Here is a 21,017-nt window from a genome sequence, read left to right as displayed (position 1 = left end):
GCTTCCTGGAGCGCTGGATGCCTGGACTCGACGGCTACCTGAGCTATCGCGTGCTGGACGTGACGGCCGTCAAGCTCGTCGCCCAGCTCTGGTACGGCGACGACGCCGTGTTCAACAAGAAAGCGGCCGGGGCCCATGATGCGCGTGTCGATATCCGCAACTCGATCGCCGAGCTCGCGCACTACCGCGCTACCCTATTCAGGCAACTAGCGCAGACCCCCTAGTACCGCTTGCCAGGGATCATGCTGGATTCCCGCCGGCTCCGACGGCCGCTGGCGGTGTTGCACCTCCTCGAATATGCGCTGCACGGCATCGAGATGAACCGCAGTCATCGTCGGTGCGCCTTGCCACAGACCGCCAGCCCTCGACGCCAATCGATCACAATCCCTGGCAAGCGGTACTAGCTAGTCCTGGTCTGGTCCTCCTGGCAGCTAGGATGGGGTCCCTCCGCCTGCGCCTGTCCGCGTACGGCGCCGCCTATGGCCACGCGCGTCAACGCCGGTTTGGCTGCGGAAGGGACCGTCCCAGAATGGCTCGATCGGCTGTGGTTGTGGAGGACGCCGCGCTCGTGGTCTTCGGCCTCGAAGAAGCCTTCGAACCAGCGCTGCCGGCCGCTGGCTGCGGTATGCTCGGCGGCGCCGCAGAGCTCATGTCGACCGAACGCGCCGGGGGCAGAGGCACGGGGCTCGAGGTGGCTGAGCCTTCGCTCAGGCCGGGAGCCGCCACGATAGCGGGGACCGTGTGGACTTCAGCCCAGGACTGCATCGCCCAAAACCCCGTGCTGGCACCTAGCGCGGTCGCCGCGAGCAGCCCTGTGGCGCGGCGCAGCCCGGACTTCGGGCCCGCGGCTGCGGCACGGCCCGAGTCCGGCCGCCTGTCGGGCCCCGAACCGTCCGCAAGACGGCTCTGCCAGCAACGCTCGCAGGCCGCGAGCGCTGTCTCGAGCGCCCGTACGCTCTGAAAACGTCGTCGAGGATCGCGTGCCATTGCCCGCATGACTACCTCCTCGACCCTCTTGGGTACGTTGCGTGCGACTCGCGAGAGCGGCTTCGGCGCGGCGTTCGAGATCTCGAAGATCAATGCGTTGTAGTTGTCTCCCTTGAACGGAACCGCCCCGCACAGGGCCTCGTACATGGTGACGCCGAGCGCGTATACATCCACCAGCGCCGTCACGTTCTTCGACCCTTGAGCTTGCTCCGGCGCCATATAGGAGGGCGTTCCCAGCGTCAGGCTGCTGTGCGTGAGGTCCATCCAGCCGGAATCCCCCATCTTGGCAAGTCCGAAGTCGAGAACCTTGGGCCGGGGAATCTGTTCGTCGTGCGATCTACACAGAAAGATGTTCTCGGGCTTCAGATCGCGATGGATGATCCCTGCCCGGTGGGCGGCGGCTACGGCATGGATTACCGGCAGCATCACCTGCACCAGCTCTTGGGGCGACAGCGGCTCGCGCTTGAGGCGCCGGTGCAACGTTTCGCCCCGAAGCCGCTCCATCACGATATACAACGAATCCTCGTGTCGCCCGACATCGAAGACGTTCACCACGTTGGGGTGCTCGATGCAGGCCGCTGCTCGTGCTTCTCGCAGAAACCTGCGACCGGCACGGCTGTCCTGGGTCGAGTGCGACATCCACTTGAGTGCAACTGACCTGCCGGTTAACAAATGGGTCGCCGCCAAGACCACCCCCATTCCGCCGGAGCCCAGGAGGCCGTCGATCCGGTACTTGCCGGCGATCACGCTCCCGGTGTGCAGTAGCGTCTGGCGAAGCCTGACTGCCGAGTCTTCGTTACCCTCCCACCATTCGGATCGAAGTGAGAACGACGCGGGCACGTGTTTCCTCCCTACCGATTCGGGGCGAGGACGACGAAATACTCCTGCCACCGAGGCCGTGGCCTGTTCGGCCTGATAGCGCTAGGGTTGACGCGGATCGACAGTGCCACAACTGCGGAGTCGCCTCATTACTCTGCACGCCAAGACAGCGACACTTCACGCCACAAAAGCCAATGCAGCTCGGAGTCTGGCGGGTATTGTCCCACAGACCCGTACCGCTCTCGAGCAACGGGTACTGGTGGGTCATCGTGCGGCATGATTGCTGAAAATTACCGCGTCGCCTACAGTCCCGGCCCCGATGCAGGTCTTGGCGGTCGATGTGCGTCACGCGCGCTCCTTTGACGGCGCGCAGATCGCCTACCGTGTGATCGGTAAGGGTCGTCCCGTGCTCTGCGCGAACGGGCTGGCCGCGGGTTGGCGAGCGTGGGCACCGCAGCTCGAGTATTTCAGCCATAGCTACCGCTTCCTGATCTGGGACTACAGGGGTTTTTGTGAGTCGGTCTCGGCACCCGCCGCCCAGGCCATGAGCGAGCATGCGCTCGACGGCCTCGCTGTGGTCCGTGCCGAGGGCATCACTCGGGTTGCCGTGGCTGGCTGGTCCATGGGGGTAGGTGTCGCGCTTGAGATGTTCCGCGCTGCTCCCGAGGCGTTCGCGGCGCTGGTGATGGTCAATGGCACAGCCCGCGCGCCTTGGAGGGGTGCCGGGGGACGCATCGGCACGCGCTTGCTGCGGCATGTGGTTGTGGCGGCTGAGAGGACTCCCACCGTTGCCGAAGCGCTGTTGCGTCGCTTCCTTGCTGCGCCTGACCGGCATCGCTGGGCGCGCAGGCTGGGTCTGGTGAGGCGACCGCTGGACGAGACTGCGCTGGCAGAGCTCGGCGCGGAGCTCGCAACCGTCGCGCCCGCAACCTATCTGCGCACATTGACGACCTGGGCCGCACACGACGCCACCGACGTCCTGCAGACGCTGGACGTACCGACCCTCATGATCGTGGGTGAACACGACCCTTTCACACCGGGGGCGATGGTCGAAGAGATCGCGAATCGGATCGGTGGCCTCGAGCTCTTGACGCTGCCTGGCGCAGCGCACTGCGTGACCTTGGAGTGTGCAGAACACGTGAATTTGCGCGTCGAGAAGTTCTTCCGCGAGTGGGGCTACGGCTCGACGCCACGATGAATCGCCCTTGCACCCAGGGGCAGAACTTGGTTCAGTGCACTCATGCGGCAAGCAGCGCAGGAGCTACTCCGAGCGCCGTGACCCCACAAGCACAGATCGTGAGGTGACGTGGAAACCGTGTTGGTGACAGGTGCCGCGGGCACAGTGGGTCACTACGTAGTTCCGCTAGCGGAAGCGGCCGGCTATCGCGTGGTCGCGTCCGATCTGGTGCCCCCGATCCGCACTCCCGTAAGCGGGGAGCTGCGTTTGGGCGACCTCAACGATCCCGATTTCGTCGCCAGCGTGGTCCAGGGCTGCGATCACATCGTCCATACAGCAGCGCAGCTCGACGTTGCCGCTTCCGCCGCCTCGCTGGCTCGCACCAACACCGAAGCACTGGCGCGGCTGTACGAAGCGGCATCAGCCGCTGGCGTGCAGCGGTTGATTCATCTGTCCACGGCGATGCTGTACGCGCCCCACCAATCGGGTCCGTTGACCGAGCAAGCCCGGCTCGCAGCGCGCGGCCCCTACGGGATGTCCAAGCACGGAGCTGACGTGTTCCTTACCAGACAGAACAACGGGCCGCATTGGACGATTCTGAGGCCAGCACCGCTGTACGGGCGCAGGGGACGCTACTTCGCCGCCAGCCTGCTGGTGGTAGGCCCCATCCTGCGACTGGCTACGCTGCTGCTGCCACGGGCAACCGGAGGCCCTGTCGCCACGTTCGTGCATGCCGAAGACGTCGCTAGCGCGTCGGTCTTCTGTCTACGCACGGAAGCGACGCGCAACCGAATCTACAACGTGTCGGATGGCGACCCCATGGGCATGGCCGACCGACTCACGCATACTTTCCGTGCCTACGGGCTTGCAACGATGCCTGTTGGAAGCGTGCCAGAGTCCATGCTGCGGCGCGTGGCGGCCCTGTTCAGCCGGCCGGTGGCTTCTCAGGCTGCCGACACCTTCGCGCTTGCTGCGTGGCGCTTGGTGGTCTGGAAGCATGGCCTAAAGCCTGCGCTCCGGCCGCGCCTGGATCCCGAAGGTCTTACGCTGCTGCACGACGACCTGATCGTGGACGCATCGGAGCTGAGGCAGCTCGGCTGGTCACCCCGCTACCCGTTTTCGGAAGGCTGGCGTGAAGTCCTGCGTTGGTATCAGGCCGAACGCTGGGTGCCAAGGTACGCATAAGCTGGGGGGTCCTTGGGCAGCGCTCAGTATCCCCAATACTCCTCGTCGTCGCGCCTCGCCGGCGGTGCCCAGTCCTCGGCGATACAGACGAGTTATTCTTCCGCGGGCCCTTAGAACCCGCCACACAACAACCTGCCCATAGTTAGCTACAGGCCCTCTAGACGCAACCCCAGGCGTTCGAGCAGACGACCGCTCAGCGCGTCGAGCGACGCCTCGCTGATCAGCCAGTCGATGCTTGCCCGCAACACCCCTAGCTCCGCCTCCTTGAGCTCTTGTTGCCGTTGCAGCACGTCGTTGTTGGTGGACTGTCCTGCACCGAAGCGGGCTTGCTCGGCTGCGAGATTCTGCTGGGCGGCTCTGACCGCGGCCTCGGCCAGCTCGATGCGGCGCGCGGCAGTCTCGAGCTCCAGCGCCGTCCGAACAACGGACTCGCGCAGCTCCAGCTCGAATGCCTCTGCCTCCCACTGCGAGCCCTCGCGATTCCAGAGCGCTGCCCAGTGCGCTCCGCTTGCGCGCCGGTTTTCCAGCGGCAGCTCGAACCGGAGACCCATGGACCAGGTGGATTGCTGGAGCGAGGCCATCTGTCCAATGCTGTCGGCCATGTCCGGCTTACGCCCGGTGGATCCCAGGGACGCCACGAAATCGAGCCTGGGTCGTGTCGTCGCGAGCGCTGTTCGGATGTCGACGTCGTTGAGCTCGATGCCCTTGCGGAGACTTTGCAGCTGCGGGCTGAAGGCCAGCGCCAGCTGGATCAGCTCTTGGACTGCAGGCGGGTAGGGCTGCACCGTTGCCGACTCACTCACGACGTACGAGATACCCGGTTTGGCCTGCAGGCCGAAATCTCGCCGCAACGCCAAACCGCGTAACGTGAGCGTCTGCTCGGCCAGGGCCACGTCGCGCTTGCGGTTGGCGATCGCGAGCTCTACGGCTGCCACCTCGGAAGGGGCGGTGCGACCTGCGCGGATCAACGCGCGTGTCCGCTGCAGCTGCTGCCGTGCCAGCATCAAGGCGTCGCGGCGGATCGACAGGTCTCGGGTCGCGTAGGCCATCTCCCAGTAATGGTGCACGACGTCCCGCACGATGACGACAGCACGCGCGTGCCGGTTCAGCAGACTGAGATCCTCCTGCAACTTGCTGCGCCGGACCTCCGCCATGGCCACTTCGACTCCGAGTCCTCGCAACAACGGATGGTTGAAGCTCAGCCTCCAGCGGCTGTCGTAGAACGCGCACTTCGTCTGGTCGGCTCGCCCGCAATCGAACGCGACGTCGCTGCCGACGCGGCCTCCCTCGAGCGTCAACGCAACACTGCCCCCCGTTTCGAGGGGACGCGTGAGGCTCAGGCTCAGATCCTGGCTCGTGCGAAGGCCGGCGTTCAGGCCGCCCCTAACTGCAGGAGGCGTGCGCCGCTGTGCATAATCGGCGTTCACGCTAAGCACGAAGTCGAACAAGCCCCGTGCCGCGTAGGTGTTGGCCTGCGCCACGACGAAGCGAACGCGCTCCCGCTTGAGCTGAACATTGCCCGCAAGCGCGTACTGGATCGCGCGCTGCAACCCGAGAGGCTGGGGCTCGCCATTGGTGGCCTGGGCAGCGGTCGAGCAGCATCCCAACGCAGCGAGCAGCATGCCGATCGCGAGCGGGCGCTCCGGGAGAGGCTGCCGCACCGTAGCGGGCACTGAGCCGCAAACGTGGCCAGGCAGGTGTGTCACTTCGTTGCTCAAGGATGGCTCAGCCGCAGAAGCTTCGTGCAGCCACGTCCCTCGGTCAAGCCCGGGTACGGGAAACCTCCCGGGGTTGGCGGACGCCGGCAAAGTCCCCGGCGACGACAACATGGCCGGTGACGTCCACGGCCACGCCCGCGTGTTTGGCTAGCTGGTGTCGTTTGACCCACGCACGCACCCGGGTTCCAGGACGCTGGCCTGATTCCACGACCAAAGCTACATGTCAGCCGTGACGGTGCCCCGCCGGCTCGGTTTCAGCTACCTGTTCCTGGCCGCCATCGTGCTGGTCGCGGTCGCGCTCTCGCTGATCGCGGGCAGCGGTGACCTGACCGATGAAGCGCTGAGGCAGCCCTTGCTACGCCTGCGGGCGCTGCGCACGGGCGCGGCCTTTGTGGCGGGTGCGACGCTGGCGGCGGGTGGAGTGGTTGTGCAGGGGCTGTTTCGTAACCCGCTCGCCAGCCCGTCGGTCCTGGGGACCACGGCCGGAGCCGCGCTGGGTGGCAAGGCCGCACTGCTCGTGCTGGAGGCCTTCATCGCGAGGGGCGTAGCTCGACAGGTCGCTCCGGAGATGCTCCTGCCCCTGGGATGCGTTGCCGGGTCCTTGCTCGCGCTGGCGGTGCTTGTTGCGGTGCATCGTCAAGGCGATGACCTGGTGGTGTTGTTGCTTACGGGTTTTCTGCTGTCTGCCTTGTTCATTGCCATGGGCGGTTTCGTCACGAGCCTTGCCCAGGAGCGCTGGGAGCTTGCCCGAGCCATGATTTCGTTTTCGCTCGGGGACGTGAGCGGTGTGGGCTTGCAGCGCCTGCTGCTGGCCAGCCCCCTGGCTTTTGCTGGCATCGCGGCGGCCTGGCTGTGGTCGCGACCGCTCGATCTCATGCTATCGGGCGAGGACGAGGCTCGGTCGCTCGGTGTAGACGTGCGGCAGCTGCGTTTCTGGTGCGTGGCCTGGACGGCGGTGCTAACGGCCGCGGCGGTTTCCCTCGGCGGCAACGTGGGGTTCGTGGGGTTGATCGTCCCGCACGCGCTGCGTCCCTTCGTAGGGGTGGAGCACGGAGCGCTGCTGCCAGCGTGCGTCCTGGCAGGCGGTGGCTTCGTGGTCGGCTGCGATGCCTTGACCCGCTTGCTGCCCACCCAAAGCGAGCTTCCCTTGGGCGTCGTGACCGGCCTGATCGGAGGGCCTGTGTTCCTGATGCTGCTCGTACGCTCGCGCAGAGAGGTCCTGTATGGCTGAGGTGTCGCAAGCCGGCGACGGTACGCCGCCGGGCGCGGCAGTGCGGGCAGCTGGGATGGCGCAGACGAAAGAAGCGCTGTGTGTCACCGGCCTGAGCGTGAGCCGCGGCAGCCGGCGCATCGTGCATGGGATCGATCTGAGCATCAGGTACGGCGAGGTGTTCGCTGTCGTCGGCCCGAACGGCGCCGGCAAGAGCACGCTGCTGCGGGCTGTATGCGGCCTGCTGCCCTATTCCGGAAGCGTCAGCATCTCGGGAACTCGCCTCGACGGCCTGAGCCTGCCCGAGCGAGCACGCCGGCTGGCGCTCGTGCCGCAACACACCTCGCTGCGCTCGGCCCTGCCGGTAAGGAGCGTGGTGCTGCAGGGGCGCTACGCGCATCGCGGGGGGCTGGCCCGCTGGAGAGCGCAAGACTACCAGCGCAGCGAGGAGGCGATGAAGCGGGTGGACGTGGCCCGTTTCGCGTCCCGCCCCTTTACGCGCTTGTCTTTTGGCGAGCAGCGGCGGGTCATGCTCGCACGCGTGCTCGCCACCGGCGCTCGCATCCTGTGTTTCGACGAGCCAACGGCATCACTCGACGTTGCTCACGCGCTGCGCTTCTACGAGTTGCTGGGACAGCTGGCCTCCGAGGGCCGCTGCGTGCTGGTGGTCCTGCATCAGCTCTCGGAGGTGCTGCGCTACAGCCAGCGAGCGCTGTTGCTTCATTACGGCCGCCCGGTAGCAATCGGAGCCTCCGAGCAGGTGCTATCCGGCGCAGCCGTGCGCCAAGTCTACGGAGTCGAGCTATTGGCCGGCGCGGGTCTCGGCTACCGGCTCGTGGATAAGCCATGAAGGCGGCAACGAACCGAAGCAACAGGCCACGGGTCTTACCGGGAACGAACCAGGCACTCCATTTGACGTGCGGTCGGCCTGAACTACACTGTGCAGTGTAGTTTGCGTAGGAGCCGCGCCACCGACTCCGAACCTCTCGCGCTATCTCCGTGACCAAAGGGCATTCAAATGGCACGCATCTGGTCTAAACCAACTGCCTACGGAGTGCTAGCCTTGGCCCATGGATGAGGAAGCGCAGCGGCTGGATGAGGAAGCGCAGCGGCGCGCGCGAGCACAGAAACGCGCCACGTGGCCGATTCGCGTGTACCGCCTCGGCGAGCAACCGATCCGGGACCCGCTCGACCGCTCGAGTGTGGACGAGTGCTTGCGTCAGATGTGGTCGCTGGCGTGCGCAGCATGGAGTGTTTCCGGCCGAACCATTCCCCACTATGAGCGTGGCGAAGCCCCAGGATCAATCATCCGGGATCGACAGCTGCCGTGCACACAACGTGCCGACAAGCCATGAAGGCGGCGACAAATTGGTGCAACGGTACGGCACTGGCATTCGCGCTCGCGGCTAGCATGGCGGCTGCCGTCTACGGGGCCCAGGGTTCGCTCGTCGACCCGACGCGGCCCGGAGCTCGGGCGAGCAGCGAGATCGTGGTGCGCCAGGGCAAGCGGGGCCTCGTGGACGCCAGCGGTCGCTTCGTGCCGCTGCGGCACTACAAGCGCATCATGCCTGCAAGCCTGGTCGCAAGCAGCCTGCTGCATGCACTGTGCGAGCCCGACCGCATAGTGGCCTACAAGGGAGCAGGCAGCGCGCCACCGGCGTTCGCGTACCGGTTTTCCGGCAAACCCGTTGCCCCCGACTTCTTCGACATCGAGGCGGTGCTGTCCCTGGCGCCGGATCTGGTGCTGCTCAATAGCATCAATCGCGCAGACAGCCTCGAGCGCCTGCGCGAGGTCGGCATCGTGGTGTTCGACCTAGGTTCGATGCGCGGGCTTCGGACCCTGATCCCGAACTTGCGTAGCGTGGCAGTCCTGTTGGGACGCTCCGAACGTGGAGCCGAGATCGCGCGCCGTCTTGTTGCCCGCATGCAGGCGCTGGCCTGGCGCATACCCGTGCACGAGCGAAAAGGCGGGCTCTACGTCGGCATGTACGGCGACAAGCTCTTGGGGGGCACGCGCGGCACCAGCTACCACGACGTGCTGAGCGCCGCGGGCTTGATCGACGTGGCAGCCAAGCGCTTTCGCGGCTGGCCGAGCTACAGCGCCGAGCAGCTTCTTCAACTGCAGCCCGAAGTCGTGGTGACACGCACGGGCGGCACACGCATGCTCTGCGGCTACCCGGGACTCGAGAGCTTGTTGGCATGCAGCGAGCACGGCCGTGTCATCGAGATCGACCCATCCCTGCTGAGCGACCCGGGTCTGGACATGCTCGAAGCAGCCGAGGCGCTACACGAAGCGCTGTATCCCGAGCCGTGATTCGTAGGCGTCGCGTCACAACAGGTCGTCTCGAGCATCAGTTTGACCCGATGCCGCAGGTGGGATCCTTGAAGCAAGCGTTGACACGGGCGCCGGGTCGAGCCAAGGAAAGCGATCGCCACCAGAGGAAACAACGTGAGCCCAACCGATGAACAACAGGAAGCGCACCGCGAGCGCATGGTCGAAGTGAAGCGGCAACAGGAAGCCAAGGTTCGCGAGCGAAAGATGAAGCGAGGTGTCCTGATCGTCCACGAAGGCGACGGAAAGGGCAAATCCACCGCGGCGTTTGGTACGGCGCTGCGTGCCGTGGGGCACGGGCAACGTGTCGGGATCGTCCAGTTCATCAAGGGCAACTGGAAGACCGGCGAGCAGCAGCTGTTCAAGCGTCTGGACGAGGTCGACCATGTCATCGCAGGCGAAGGCTTCACCTGGAACACGCAAGATCGCAAGCGTGATATCGAAGCGGCCGAACGCGGCTGGCAGGCGGCGAAAGCGATGATCGAGGCATCGCGCAGCGATCCCCCCCGCTACAGCTTGATCGTGCTGGACGAGCTCAACATTGCCCTGGGCTTCGATTACCTTCCGCTGCGAGAGGTCGTTGACGTGCTTTCCGGCAAGCCCGAGCAGCTAAGCATCATCGTGACCGGCCGTGGCGCCAAGCCGGAGCTTGTCGAAATCGCCGACACCGTCACCGAAATGCGCTGCATCAAGCACGCCTTTGACTCGGGGATACGCGCCCGCGCGGGCGTTGATTTCTAGGTGCATTGTTGATTTCTAGGCGCATTCTGGTGGCTCACTCAGGATCCCGGAGCGCTGGACGCGCTGCACGGTATTGGCCCGTAGGCCCCTCGAGTCCTCGCCGCTACGGCTTCGTTGTAAGCTGTCCGGCGGTCGCCGGCAGGGGCGCCGCGCGGCGAATCGTGCGCGATCAACCGGCGATCGACGCTCTGACGCAGTGCGACGTCCGTCACCAGAATACGGCTCGTCGTTCCTTGAGACCCCGTCGCAGCATGCCCTCGATGGTGGTCCTGACGACCCACACCTTTTCCTCGATGGCCGCGTCTTCGTCGTCCGGATCACCTTGGAAATGCAGCGGCTCTCCGAACACCATGCGGTACTTGGTGGGAAACGGGAACGGGTAGAGCAGCAGCTGCGGCACCACCGGAAAGGAAGGTATGCCAAGAAACTGCCCGAACGACTTCCAGTTCGCTACCGACACGTACTGTTCCTCCCCGCCGATCACCGCGATTGGAACGATCGGGGTCTTGGTTTCGAGCGCCAGCCTCATGAAGCCAAGACCAAAGTCTGTCAGCTGATAGCGCTTGTCAAACGTCTTGCTGATGCCTCGAATGCCCTCTGGGAAAACCACGAGTGCTTCCTCGCGCTCTACCAACCGCCGAGCGTTCTCCGGTGAGCCGATCGCTTGACCCACCCGTGGAAACCAGATCGAGAAGAAGGGCAGCGTCGCGATCCACTTGTCGATCATTCCGCGCGCCAGGCGGGGTGGATCCCCGTCCAACACCAAGGAGGCCACGATCATGACGCCGTCTATCGGGATCTGCCCGCTGTGGTTGGCGACCAACAGCACTCGACCCTTGGGAATGCGCTCGATGCCCGTGGTCTCGGCCCGGAAGTACCAACGGTACATGTACGCCACCCATGGCAGCGTGCAGCGCATGGTGAAGGAGTCTGCCCCGAACGCGTCGAAGCCCGCTTCGTTTGCCTGCAGCGAGAGCGCCGCCAGACGTCGATCCAGGTCGTCGCCCAGCGCACGGCTGCTCATGCCGACCGCCCGGTCCAGCACCGAATCCAGCGCGGTCCTGAACTTGCCGGCACGACCCTTATGATCCCGTACGAGAGCGAAGGAAGTTGTTGGCACGCGACGATCACGCATCAAAGACCTACCTTTCCGGCATGCCCGCCCTGCGCGTTGCCGCGAGCACAGCCTCCCTGCTCCAAGTCGATCCGCGGCGGAACGTCGCGAAGGACGCGCAGCACGTTCTCTCGCAGGATCTTGCGGATAACGCGCTGCGGCAAATTTCGTGCTAGAAGCGCGTCCGTCAGGTTGGGAAGCCTGGAGGCATCTTCGAGCCCCCGTGTGGGCCTGATCATTCCGTCCCAGTCGCTCCCGAGGGCGGCAACGTCCTCACCAGCCACGCGTACCACGTGTAAGAGATGGTCTACCACGGCGTCGATGCCGTTCCGGCCAAGATAACGCGGCACGAAAATGACTCCGACCACGCCACCCAGGCGCGCCACCGAGCGCAGCTGCTCGTCGTCGATGTTGCGCCACAAGGGATGCACGCCCGCAAGACCCGTGTGGGACACGATGAGGGGCTTCTTCGCCTGCTCGCACGCATCCCAGAATCCGCGTGCGTTGATGTGAGCGAGATCCACGATCACGCCGAGCGACTCACAGCGCTCCACGAGCTCGCGTCCGAAGGCAGTCAGCCCCCGTCCTCGGGCGGCACCGAAACCGCGCGCGGGAGCGCCAGCGGCGTTGCGATAGAAGTGAAGCAAGCCGAGGTAGCGTACGCCTCGAGCCGCGAAGCGCTCCAGCTCAAGCAGGCTCCCGCGCAGGCAGTGTGCCCCCTCGATGCCTAAGAGCGCGGCCAACGCGCCCTGCTCGTGGGCCTGCTCGATTTCCTCTGCGCTGCGCGCCAGCCGCAGCTGGCCCCTGCTGTCCGCGATCGCTTGCTCCAGGCAGTCGATCTGCCGATGGCAGGCGGAGTTGAGGTTCAAGTCGATCAGGGGCGTGGACACCAGACCGAAGAACTGTGCCCCGATCCCGCCCTGCAGCATCCTCGGCACGTCCACGTGCCCACCGAACCAGGCTTGAGGCAGTGGCGGCTCGTGGGCTCGAGTGAGGCGGTAACCCACGAAGCGACTCCACATGAGCGCATCGGCATGCAGGTCGATGGCCGGGCACTGCGCGTGTAGGGCCCTGGCCTCGGCCGTACCGCAATGCGCCCCTGACCCTACCTTTGCCTTGGCGCGGCCCATGCTGCCCGAGACACGGTTACGTAGCCGTCCTGAGGGCGCCGCGCCAGCGCTGCACGGACGCGGTCGTATCGCGTGCAAGGCCACGTGCGTTGCGCCGGATCGACAGCGCCGCGGCAGCGTGCCGCCACGGGATCGGACCTGTCGTGCGGCACCCGCCACGGCATGCTTGCGACGCGGAGCAGCAGAAAAAGGGCGCTCAGATGCGCCGTCTGGTAAAAAAGGGGAGCAAGCGGCTCGTTAATAGGGGGGAACCAGGCCCGGCTCCACAGGCCCTGGCTCCACGTGGCAGCCGGAGGCCCGCACGGGGCAGGTGTGCAAACGATGTCGCTTCCTGAGACTCAAGACCGATGAAGGCGCTGATCTGCGACGACGACCGCATGGCGCGCAGGCTTTTTACCCAGGTGCTCAGCGAGCGTGGTCACGACGTCACCGAGGTTGACAGCGGCGAGCAAGCACTGGCCGCGTGCGCCAGGAACCGGTTCGAGTTGCTGCTGATCGACTGGGTGCTGCCGCAGATGGACGGCCTGCAGCTGACGCGCGCGTTGCGCACGCTTGCGGGCGGGGACGAACCCGTCATCATCGTGCTCACCGGTCGCGACAAGGAAGAGCACATCCGCTCCGCCCTGGATGCGGGCGCCGATGACTACATCAACAAACCGGTCGACCGTGCGCTCCTCAGCACCCGCCTGACGATAGCGGAGCGCAGCGCGATCGAGCGCACCCAGCGCAAGTTGGTTGGACAACGGCTGGCCAACCTCGAGATCAGCTTCCGGAAGCTGATCGAGGAGTCCCCGGACGTCATCATCGTGCACCGCGCCGGTCGCATCGAGTACGTGAATCGTGCCGTGCTTTCGTCGCTGGGCTATGCGTCGGAGCAACAGCTCATCGGTCGATCCTATGAGACGCTGCTCCACCCGGACGAGCTCGAGGTGCATCGGAGCCGAATGCGGGAGCTGGCACGCACGGACGAGCCAACACGGCCTCTCAAGCAGCGTTTCATGCGCATGTCTGGAGAGAGTGCGTCGGTCGAAGTGGTTTCGCTGCAGCTGGATTTCGCCGGCAAGCCGGCGATGGTCACCGTGGGCCGTGATCTGAGCGAGCGAGAGCGGACGGAGAAGCAGCTCTTTCTTGCAGACCGGATGGCCTCGGTGGGCACGTTGGCCGCGGGCATGGCGCATGAGATCAACAATCCTCTCGCCTATGTCATGACGAATCTCGAGCTCATGCACGATGCGCTGCACGAGCTCGGCAAGCAGCTTCCGGAGGGGAGGCTCGCTGACACTTCCGAGATGCTGGCTCAGGCCGAGGACGGTGCCGAGCGTGTCCGCCGCATAGTGCGCGACTTGAAGACCTTTTCCCGAGGAGATGACGAGGCGCGCGACAGCGTCGACATTCGGCGAGTCATGAACGTCGCCATCCGCATGGCCTGGAACGAGATCCGGCACCGAGCTCGGCTGGTGAAGGATTTCGGCTCGGTCCCGCCGGTCACGGCAAACGAAGCCAAGCTGGGACAGGTGTTTCTCAACGTGTTGATCAATGCGGTTCAGTCCCTTCCCGTCGGCGACGCGGATCACAACACGATCAGCGTGCGTGCTAGGCAGGTGAACAAACGCGTCGTTGTATCGGTGACGGACACCGGCTGCGGCATGTCTCCTCAAGTCATCGAGCGTGTTTTCGATCCCTTTTTCACGACCAAGCCCGTGGGCGTGGGCACCGGTCTCGGCCTTTCGATCTGTCACAACATCATCAACGCCTTGGGAGGCGACATCAGCATACAATCCGACGTGGGGCGAGGGTCGACCATCCAGGTGTCGTTACCCCTGGCCGCAACGCAGAAGCCGCAGGAGAACAGGCCGAGGGCTCTTCCAAGCGCGCCCAATGCGGGCGCGCGGATTCTGATCGTGGATGACGAGGTTGGCGTCGCCAAAGCCCTGCAGCGGGCACTGAGAGACCACCACGTGACCATCGCGCTGAGTGGACGCGAAGCCATCCGGCGCCTGCGGGAGGGCCCAGCCTACGACCTGGTGTTCTGCGACCTCATGATGCCTGATCTATCCGGCATGGATCTGTACGAGAACACGCGCAAGAGCAGCCCGGGCCTCGAGCGGCGCATGATCTTCATGACCGGCGGCGCCTTCACCAATCGAGCACGCATCTTCCTTGAAACCGTGCCGAATCCGTGGTTCGAGAAGCCTTTCGACATTCACGAAGTGCGGGATCTGGTGCGCTCAAAGGCGGCCTAGGACCTCGGCAAGGGCCTTCTTCCAGTGTGTCATGGGGCCGATTCTCGACTCCGTTTGACTCAGATCAAGGACGCTCCAGGCTGGCCGCCGCGCGGGTCGAGGAAACTCCGGGCTGCTGCAAGGCTCGACGCGGCAGGCGAGCTTACGCTGCGCCACGATCTCCCTCGCGAATTCGTACCAGGAGCACATGCCCCCGTCGCAGACGTGGTAGGCACCCAGCGCCTCCGTGTCGAGCAGTGCCAGCGTGATCCGGGTGAGTCCCAGGGCGCTGCTCGGCCTGCCGCGCTGATCATCGACCACGCGCAAGACGTTGCGCTGCTGTGCCAAGCTCGAAATCGTGCGGACGAAATTGCGTCCCCAGGGCGCGTACAACCAGCTGGTTCGTATCAGCAGGTAACGGCAGCCGCTCTGGCGGAGCAGCTCCTCGCCCCGCGCCTTGCTCCGACCGTAAGCGTTGATAGGCATGACCTGGTGGTCGACCGTATAAGGGGAAGTCGCCAGGCCGTCGAACACGTAGTCCGTGCTGAAGTGCACGAGCAGCGCCCCTCTCGCCGCGCAGACCTGCGCCAGCCAACCTACACCGGTGCCGTTAACAGCCGTCGCCAACGGACCGTGCTCTTCGGCTGCATCCACATCGCTGTGGGCAGCGCAATTGACGACTACGCGAGGCTCACCCAGCCCCTGCTCGATGCTACCGAGACGGGTCAGATCGAGGGCGCTCTGCGCCGGCGCCCGCACACGCAGGCCTGCGGCGGCCATCCGCTCTCGAAACGCCCTGCCGAGCATTCCGTCGGCGCCAAGCAACACGACGTCGGCATCCCGATCGGCCACCCAGTCAAAGCTCCGGCACGAACGGGGGTAGCAGCGTCGGGTCCAACTCGGCCAGTCGAGCATTCTTCGCGTCCTTTTCGGACACGATAGGTTGGTCAACGGGCCACGAGATACCGATGTCGGTGTCGTCGTAGCGGATCCCAAGCTCCGCCTCCGGTCGATAGCTCTCGGTGCATTTGTAGACAAAGACGGCCTTGCTGCTCGTCACGCAAAACCCGTGAGCAAAGCCGGGAGGAATATAGAGCTGGTGCATATTGGTGCAGGACAGTTGCCACCCAAGCCATCGACCAAAACGCGGCGATCCCCGGCGCACGTCTACGGCGACATCAAAAACCTCACCCTCCAGCACGAATACAAGCTTTCCCTGTCCGTGCGGATGCTGAAGGTGCAGTCCCCTCAGGGTCCCCTGCATGGATAGCGAGGCGTTGTCTTGAACGAAGCGCTCGCCCAAGCCCGCTTCTTCGTAGCGCTCCTTTGACCACGTCTCGAGGAAACAGCCGCGCCTATCCTCGAAGATCTTGGGCTCGATCAACAGGACCTCCGGTAGCTCGAGCGACCTCACTTTCATGATAGCAGCCTCGATCCAGTACCCCTTGCCGGAGGTCCGATCACCCGCGCACCGAACGCCCGGCGTAGTTTCTCCGGATCCATTCGCGGTACTCGCCCGTTCGAACCGAGTCAACCCAGGGAGTATTGCTCAAGTACCAGCGGACCGTCTTGCGCAAGCCCGACTCAAAGCTCTCTCGCGGCCGCCATCCGAGCTCCTGACCAAGCTTGGAGGCGTCCACTGCGTAGCGCAGATCGTGACCTGGACGATCATCCACAAAGGCGATCAAGCCCTCCAGGTCATCCTGTGTGCCAGTCTCTTCAGCCACCACGCGGCAGACGTTGCGAACCACCTCCAGATTGCGACGCTCCTCACTGCCGCCGATGTTGTAGGTCTCGCCCACGCGACCACGGTTGACGACCTCCCACAGCGCCCTGCAGTGATCCTCGACGTACAGCCAGTCGCGCACGTTGGCGCCGCTGCCATAAACCGGCAGCGGCTTGCGCTCCAGAGCATTCAAGATCATCAGGGGGATGAGCTTCTCCGGAAACTGAAACGGGCCATAATTGTTCGAGCAATTCGTGATCTTCACCGCCAGCCCGTACGTGCGGCAGTACGCTCGCACGAGATGATCGGACGCGGCTTTCGTCGCCGAGTAGGGGCTCGACGGATCGTAACGCGACTGCTCGCTGAAACGCCCCCGCTGGCCGAGAGAGCCGTAGACCTCATCGGTACTGACGTGATGAAACACGCCGCTGCCATCTTCCCAATGCTGCCGACATGCCTCCAGCAGAACAAACGTGCCCCGCACGTTGGTTTCCACGAAGGCTCCCGGGCCGGCAATACTGCGATCGACATGACTCTCGGCGGCGAAATGAATCACCAGCTCCGGCTGATGTGTCGCGAACAGATAGTCCACTGCTTCGCGCTGAGCGATGTCCACGCACTCCAGGGTATAGTTAGGCGCCTGCGCTAGGGACTCAAGGCTTAGGAGGTTGGCAGCATACGTCAGCTTATCCGCATTGACGAAGTGGTGTTCCGGGTGTCGTGGTACCAACAAGTTCAAGAAATTGGCGCCAATGAATCCGGCGCCTCCGGTTACCAGAATCCGCATGACACGCCGCCTATTTGGGGGCCCGACGCCTAAGCAGGCGCGACAAAATGGACGCTACCGCTGCGGGCGCGCGGGCGGGCGCGTTCACGGCTTACGTCCTCGAAAACATCCTCGAAATGGCGCTGCCATTCCTGCGGCTTTTTCTCCGGGCGCGCTCCCGATCGTACTCCGCCCACACGTCCGGCCTGGACCGCGTATTCTGTCGCGCCTCCTAGGCAAATGCAACCGCTTCCTCCTCGGGAACAGCGACTGGCTCCACGTCGCGGTCTGCCAGCTCCACGCTCACGAGCTTGGAGATTCCAGCCGTTTCCATCGTAACCCCGTAGAGCACATCCGCCGCCTCCATGGTCCGCTTGGAGTGCGTTATTAGAATGAACTGAGAATGCTGGGTCATGTCACGAATGACTTCGCAGAACCTGCCCACGTTGGCCTCATCCAAGGGAGCGTCTACCTCGTCGAGCAGGCAAAAAGGACTCGGCTTGTACTGGAAGATGGCGAAGATGAGCGAGACGGCCGTGAGCGCCTTCTCCCCGCCGCTCATGAGCTCCATCGAGCCCAGCTTCTTGCCAGGGGGCATGGCTACGATATCGATGCCTGACTCGAGCAGGTCTTGAGGGTCGGTCAGGCGCAGCTCTCCCTTGCCTCCGCCAAACATTCGTGGATACATCTTCTGGAAGCGTGCGTTGACCGCGTCGAAGGTTTCCTGGAACAAGCGCCGGCTCTCGCGATTCATCTGTCGGATCGCCTTTTCGAGTTGGGCCAGCGCCGTCTCCAGATCGGTGCGTTGCCTCGTTAGATAGCTGTGGCGCTCGGCACGCTGTTCGTACTCCTCGATGGCCGTCAGGTTGATCTCGCCCATGCGCTGAACCACCGCGTGCAGCTCATCAATGCGCTGCTTGACCCCCGCATCGGGCAGCCCGCGGGCGTGATGCTCGATCAGCTCGGCCTTCAGGTTGACGCGATGTCGCTCCCCGACCTGCTCGAGCAGGTGCCCAAGCTCGAGCGCAATCTCGCGTTCCTTGAGGGCCAGGGTGCTGCCCCGCTTGTTGGCTTCTTCGATGGATCCGCGCAACTCGCGCAGCGCGTGCTCTGCCGTTCCCAGGGCCGCACGTGCTTGCTCGTAGTCGTCGCGCAGCGAGGCCAACCGGTCGTGGGCCTCGACTGCCTCGGTGACGCGAGCGCCCAGCGTCTCGCGCATTTCGACGAGGCGCTGAGCCAGTTCCTGCTGCTCCCGCTCGAACTGTGCGGCGTCCTCGGCGAGCCGTGTCGCTCGCTGATCGAGCTCGGCGCTCGAGCGCTCGAGCCGCTCGAGCGCCAGTCGCTGGCTCTGCACCTGCTCGCCCGCCTGGGCGACGCCAACACGCAGCTCCGTCACCTCGGCGGCGTGCGCCTCAGCGCGGGAGCGCCGTTCGGCATGGATTTGCTCGGCGCCCGCCAGGCTGGCCAGCGCCGAATGCTCCGCGCTCTGCGCGCCCTGGCATTCAGTCTGGCAGGCGGATTGTTCCTCCAGCGCGAGATCGAGCGCCCGCTCCAGCTCGAGGATCTCGGTTGCCGTCTGCTGTGCGCGCGCACGTGCTTCTGCCGTTGCCTCCTCGGCGCGTTTGTGGTCACGCTCTGCCTTGACCACCGAGATCTCGAGCTCGTGTCCCTTGGAGCGAACCGCCTCGAGCATGGCCTGGCGCTCTACAACGCCAACGCGAAGCTCGCGGTGCCGCTCCACCGAGCCACTCATCTGCTCTTCGAGCCTGCTCACCACGTCGTGCAGCTCCCGCACCTCACGCTTCATCGCGAGCATATGCTCGCCGGTGCTGTCGCCCTGCCCGCCGACGATGCCACCTGCCCGATCCAGCACCTGCCCATCCAGCGTCACCAGCGCGTGCACGTTGGGCCCGGCACGATCACCATGATGCAGCTCCAAGGCCACAGCCATGTCCCTGACTGCCAGATAGCTTCCCAGCAGGTGGCGAACGAGCGTGCGATCCTCTGCCGCGCAGTCCACGAGCTCGGCAAGGTAGCCGATGACGCCATCTCGATCCGGCGCTTGCAGGCGTGGCTCGGATGCTCGGTCCTCGGTCCCGAATGTCCAGGGACTCGGGTGCTGGGGGATCAAGGTTGCCCGGCCCTGCTTGGTGTCGCACAAGAAGCGTACTGCCTGAACGCCTGCCTCGAGCCCGCCAACGACGATGTACTGCAGCTTCTCGGCGAGTGCTCCTGCCAGGGCACTGGTAAGCTCGGCTGGACACTCGATACGATCGGCTACCAGGCCCAGCACACCGGCGGCCTGCAGCGCTGCTTGGTCGGCGCCGTAGCGTGTCATCACAGCGCGTACACCCGCTCCGACGCCTTCGAAGCGCTGCTGGATCTCCTCGAGCGATCGCAGGCGCGAGCGCTTGGCGGCCAGTTCGGCGCGCAGGGCCTCGAGCTGTTGATCGCTGAGGTGGCTCTGTTCCAAGAGCGCGCTCAACTCGTTGTCGAGCTGCTCCCGGCGCGTGCCGATCTGCTGGCTTGCGGTGCGCAACCCATGCAGGTGAGCCGTGTGCTCGTTCGCCTTTTCAAGGAGCTCGTCGATGCGCAGGTTCAGGCGTTCGCGCTCGAGCTCGAGTCGGGACAGTCGCTGCCTCGTCTCCTCGCGCCTACGACCGAAGCCCGCGAGCACGGCCTCGGCTCGAGCCTTGCGGCTGCGCGCTTCCGCCAACGCCTCGCGGACACTGCGCAACGCCTCCTCGGCTTCCTGGGCCTGTTGGCGCGCCTCATCGAGCCGTTTCTGCTCCTGCTCCAAGCCGGCCGCGCGCTCCTGTTGCGTGCTGTCCAACGCCACCAGCTTGTCACGCAAGCTCCGACACTCGTCGGCAAGTTCCCGTCCATGCCTGCAAACGCCTTCACGTTCGGTGATCGCCGCTGCCTCACGTTCACCAAGGGTCTGTTGCCGCTGCTGCTCATGGTCGCAGCGCGTTTGGAGCAGCTGCACTGTGTTGTCCAACTCGTAGGCTGCGGTCTGCGCCCGTTCCACACGCCCTTCCAGCTCCTGTAGCGCCAAGCGCTCGGCCTCGAACTCTGCCTCGCTGGCTCCGAGGCGGGTTTTGGCGCCTTGCCTTTCCTTTTCGAATAGCACCAGTTGGGCGCACACGAACTGGTGCGAGCTTGTGAGCTCAAGCCAGCGGACGCAGCCGACCCATAGCTCCAGGTCGCGGATCTCCTCGCGATAGCGCCGATAGCGCCGCGCTTTCTGGGCCTGACGCTTGAGGGATGCCAGCGTGTTTTCGATCTCGCCGATGATGTCGCTCACGCGCAGCAGGTTCTGCCGCGTCTGCTCCATCTTGCGTTCCGCCGCTCGTTTCTTGAACTTGAACTTGGTGATCCCCGCGGCTTCCTCGATGACGGCTCGCCGGTCCTCCGGCCGGGCCGAGACGATCATGCCGATCCTACCCTGTTCAATGGTCGAGTAGGCCTTTCGTCCGACGCCGGTGCCCAGAAAGAGGTTGGTGACGTCTAGCAACCTAACCGGGGTCTTGTTGATCAAGTAGTCGCTGTTGCCGTCGCGGTCCAACCTGCGCGTGACGGCGATCTCCGCGTAGTCCGCGTAGTCGGGTGGCGCCAAGCCGGCGCTGTTGTCGAAAGTTAGCGTTACCTCGGCGAAGCTGTGCGGCCCGCGCGTTTCGCAGCCGTTGAAGATGACGTCCTCCATGTTCCGGCCGCGCAGCTGCTTGGCGGACTGCTCCCCTAGCACCCAACGCATGGCGTCCACGATGTTGGATTTGCCGCAGCCGTTCGGGCCCACCACGCAGGTCATCGCGTGATCGAAGACCAGTACTGTTCGGTCGACAAACGACTTGAACCCGCTGACTTCGAGTTTCTTGATCTTCATGCGT

General features: G+C 64.8%; 17 protein-coding genes. 9 read left to right on the top strand and 8 right to left on the bottom strand.

The genetic code is table 11. From position 1 onward, the window contains the following. Positions 1–224, top strand: a 224-nt coding sequence (locus MJD61_11880) for an oligoribonuclease (protein MCG8555968.1), incomplete at its 5' end; no start/stop codon positions are given. Positions 225–492: 268 nt separating this feature from the next. Here MJD61_11880 and MJD61_11875 read toward each other — a convergent pair. Beyond that, positions 493–1,827: a protein kinase gene (locus tag MJD61_11875; GenBank protein ID MCG8555967.1), complete on the bottom strand. Its 1,335-nt coding sequence runs from the start codon at positions 1,825–1,827 to the stop codon at positions 493–495. 298 nt (positions 1,828–2,125) lie between these two features. Here MJD61_11875 and MJD61_11870 point away from each other — a divergent pair, with 298 nt between their 5' ends. Further along, entirely contained in the window at positions 2,126–3,004 is an 879-nt protein-coding gene (locus MJD61_11870; protein ID MCG8555966.1) for an alpha/beta hydrolase, read from the top strand. Between the two features lie 108 nt (positions 3,005–3,112). Continuing rightward, positions 3,113–4,168 carry an NAD(P)-dependent oxidoreductase gene (locus MJD61_11865; GenBank protein ID MCG8555965.1) on the top strand — a complete coding sequence of 352 codons (1,056 nt, stop codon included), beginning with the start codon at positions 3,113–3,115 and terminating at the stop codon, positions 4,166–4,168. Positions 4,169–4,314: 146 nt separating this feature from the next. On the opposite strand, the gene MJD61_11860 is transcribed toward MJD61_11865, so the two are convergent. After that, complete coding sequence (locus MJD61_11860) at positions 4,315–5,829, bottom strand: TolC family protein (GenBank protein ID MCG8555964.1); 1,515 nt, start codon at positions 5,827–5,829, stop codon at positions 4,315–4,317. 286 nt (positions 5,830–6,115) lie between these two features. On the opposite strand from MJD61_11860, the gene MJD61_11855 reads away from it, so the two are divergent. The 5 genes from MJD61_11855 (at position 6,116) to cobO (ending at position 10,169) form a co-directional block, all read left to right on the top strand. Further along, on the top strand, positions 6,116–7,117 hold the full coding sequence (locus MJD61_11855; GenBank protein MCG8555963.1) for an iron ABC transporter permease: 1,002 nt from the start codon (positions 6,116–6,118) through the stop codon (positions 7,115–7,117). Next, positions 7,110–7,946 (top strand): ABC transporter ATP-binding protein, encoded by an 837-nt coding sequence (locus MJD61_11850; GenBank protein ID MCG8555962.1) that lies wholly within the window; start codon positions 7,110–7,112, stop codon positions 7,944–7,946. The genes MJD61_11855 and MJD61_11850 overlap by 8 nt, the downstream gene beginning before the upstream one ends. A 220-nt stretch (positions 7,947–8,166) precedes the next feature. Then, entirely contained in the window at positions 8,167–8,451 is a 285-nt protein-coding gene (locus MJD61_11845; protein MCG8555961.1) for a hypothetical protein, read from the top strand. After that, positions 8,448–9,410 carry an ABC transporter substrate-binding protein gene (locus MJD61_11840; GenBank protein MCG8555960.1) on the top strand — a complete coding sequence of 321 codons (963 nt, stop codon included), beginning with the start codon at positions 8,448–8,450 and terminating at the stop codon, positions 9,408–9,410. The genes MJD61_11845 and MJD61_11840 overlap by 4 nt, the downstream gene beginning before the upstream one ends. Positions 9,411–9,587: 177 nt before the next feature. After that, positions 9,588–10,169, top strand: a complete 582-nt coding sequence (gene cobO / locus MJD61_11835) for a cob(I)yrinic acid a,c-diamide adenosyltransferase (GenBank protein MCG8555959.1) — start codon at positions 9,588–9,590, stop codon at positions 10,167–10,169. 208 nt (positions 10,170–10,377) lie between these two features. On the opposite strand, the gene MJD61_11830 is transcribed toward cobO, so the two are convergent. Both MJD61_11830 and MJD61_11825 read right to left on the bottom strand, forming a co-directional pair. After that, complete coding sequence (locus tag MJD61_11830) at positions 10,378–11,304, bottom strand: acyltransferase family protein (protein MCG8555958.1); 927 nt, start codon at positions 11,302–11,304, stop codon at positions 10,378–10,380. Further along, positions 11,304–12,413 (bottom strand): dipeptidase, encoded by a 1,110-nt coding sequence (locus MJD61_11825; protein MCG8555957.1) that lies wholly within the window; start codon positions 12,411–12,413, stop codon positions 11,304–11,306. The genes MJD61_11830 and MJD61_11825 overlap by 1 nt, the downstream gene beginning before the upstream one ends. Before the next feature lie 347 nt (positions 12,414–12,760). On the opposite strand from MJD61_11825, the gene MJD61_11820 reads away from it, so the two are divergent. Then, a complete protein-coding gene (locus MJD61_11820; GenBank protein ID MCG8555956.1) occupies positions 12,761–14,656 on the top strand; it encodes a response regulator in 1,896 nt (631 codons plus the stop codon). On the opposite strand, the gene rfbD is transcribed toward MJD61_11820, so the two are convergent. The 4 genes from rfbD to smc all read right to left on the bottom strand — a co-directional run. After that, positions 14,642–15,487, bottom strand: a complete 846-nt coding sequence (gene rfbD / locus MJD61_11815) for a dTDP-4-dehydrorhamnose reductase (GenBank protein MCG8555955.1) — start codon at positions 15,485–15,487, stop codon at positions 14,642–14,644. The two genes, MJD61_11820 and rfbD, sit on opposite strands and share 15 nt — an antisense overlap. Before the next feature lie 4 nt (positions 15,488–15,491). Further along, a complete protein-coding gene (gene rfbC / locus MJD61_11810) occupies positions 15,492–16,055 on the bottom strand; it encodes a dTDP-4-dehydrorhamnose 3,5-epimerase (GenBank protein MCG8555954.1) in 564 nt (187 codons plus the stop codon). A gap of 40 nt (positions 16,056–16,095) precedes the next feature. Beyond that, entirely contained in the window at positions 16,096–17,148 is a 1,053-nt protein-coding gene (gene rfbB, locus MJD61_11805; GenBank protein ID MCG8555953.1) for a dTDP-glucose 4,6-dehydratase, read from the bottom strand. 211 nt (positions 17,149–17,359) lie between these two features. Then, on the bottom strand, positions 17,360–21,017 hold a 3,658-nt coding region (gene smc / locus MJD61_11800; GenBank protein MCG8555952.1), incomplete at its 5' end, for a chromosome segregation protein SMC.

It is taken from the genome of Pseudomonadota bacterium, assembly GCA_022361155.1.
In the GTDB taxonomy this organism is placed as follows: Bacteria; Myxococcota_A; Polyangia; order Polyangiales; family JAKSBK01; genus JAKSBK01.
Note: the sequence above shows the minus strand (reverse complement) of the source record. Positions and strands in the feature narration are given on the sequence as shown.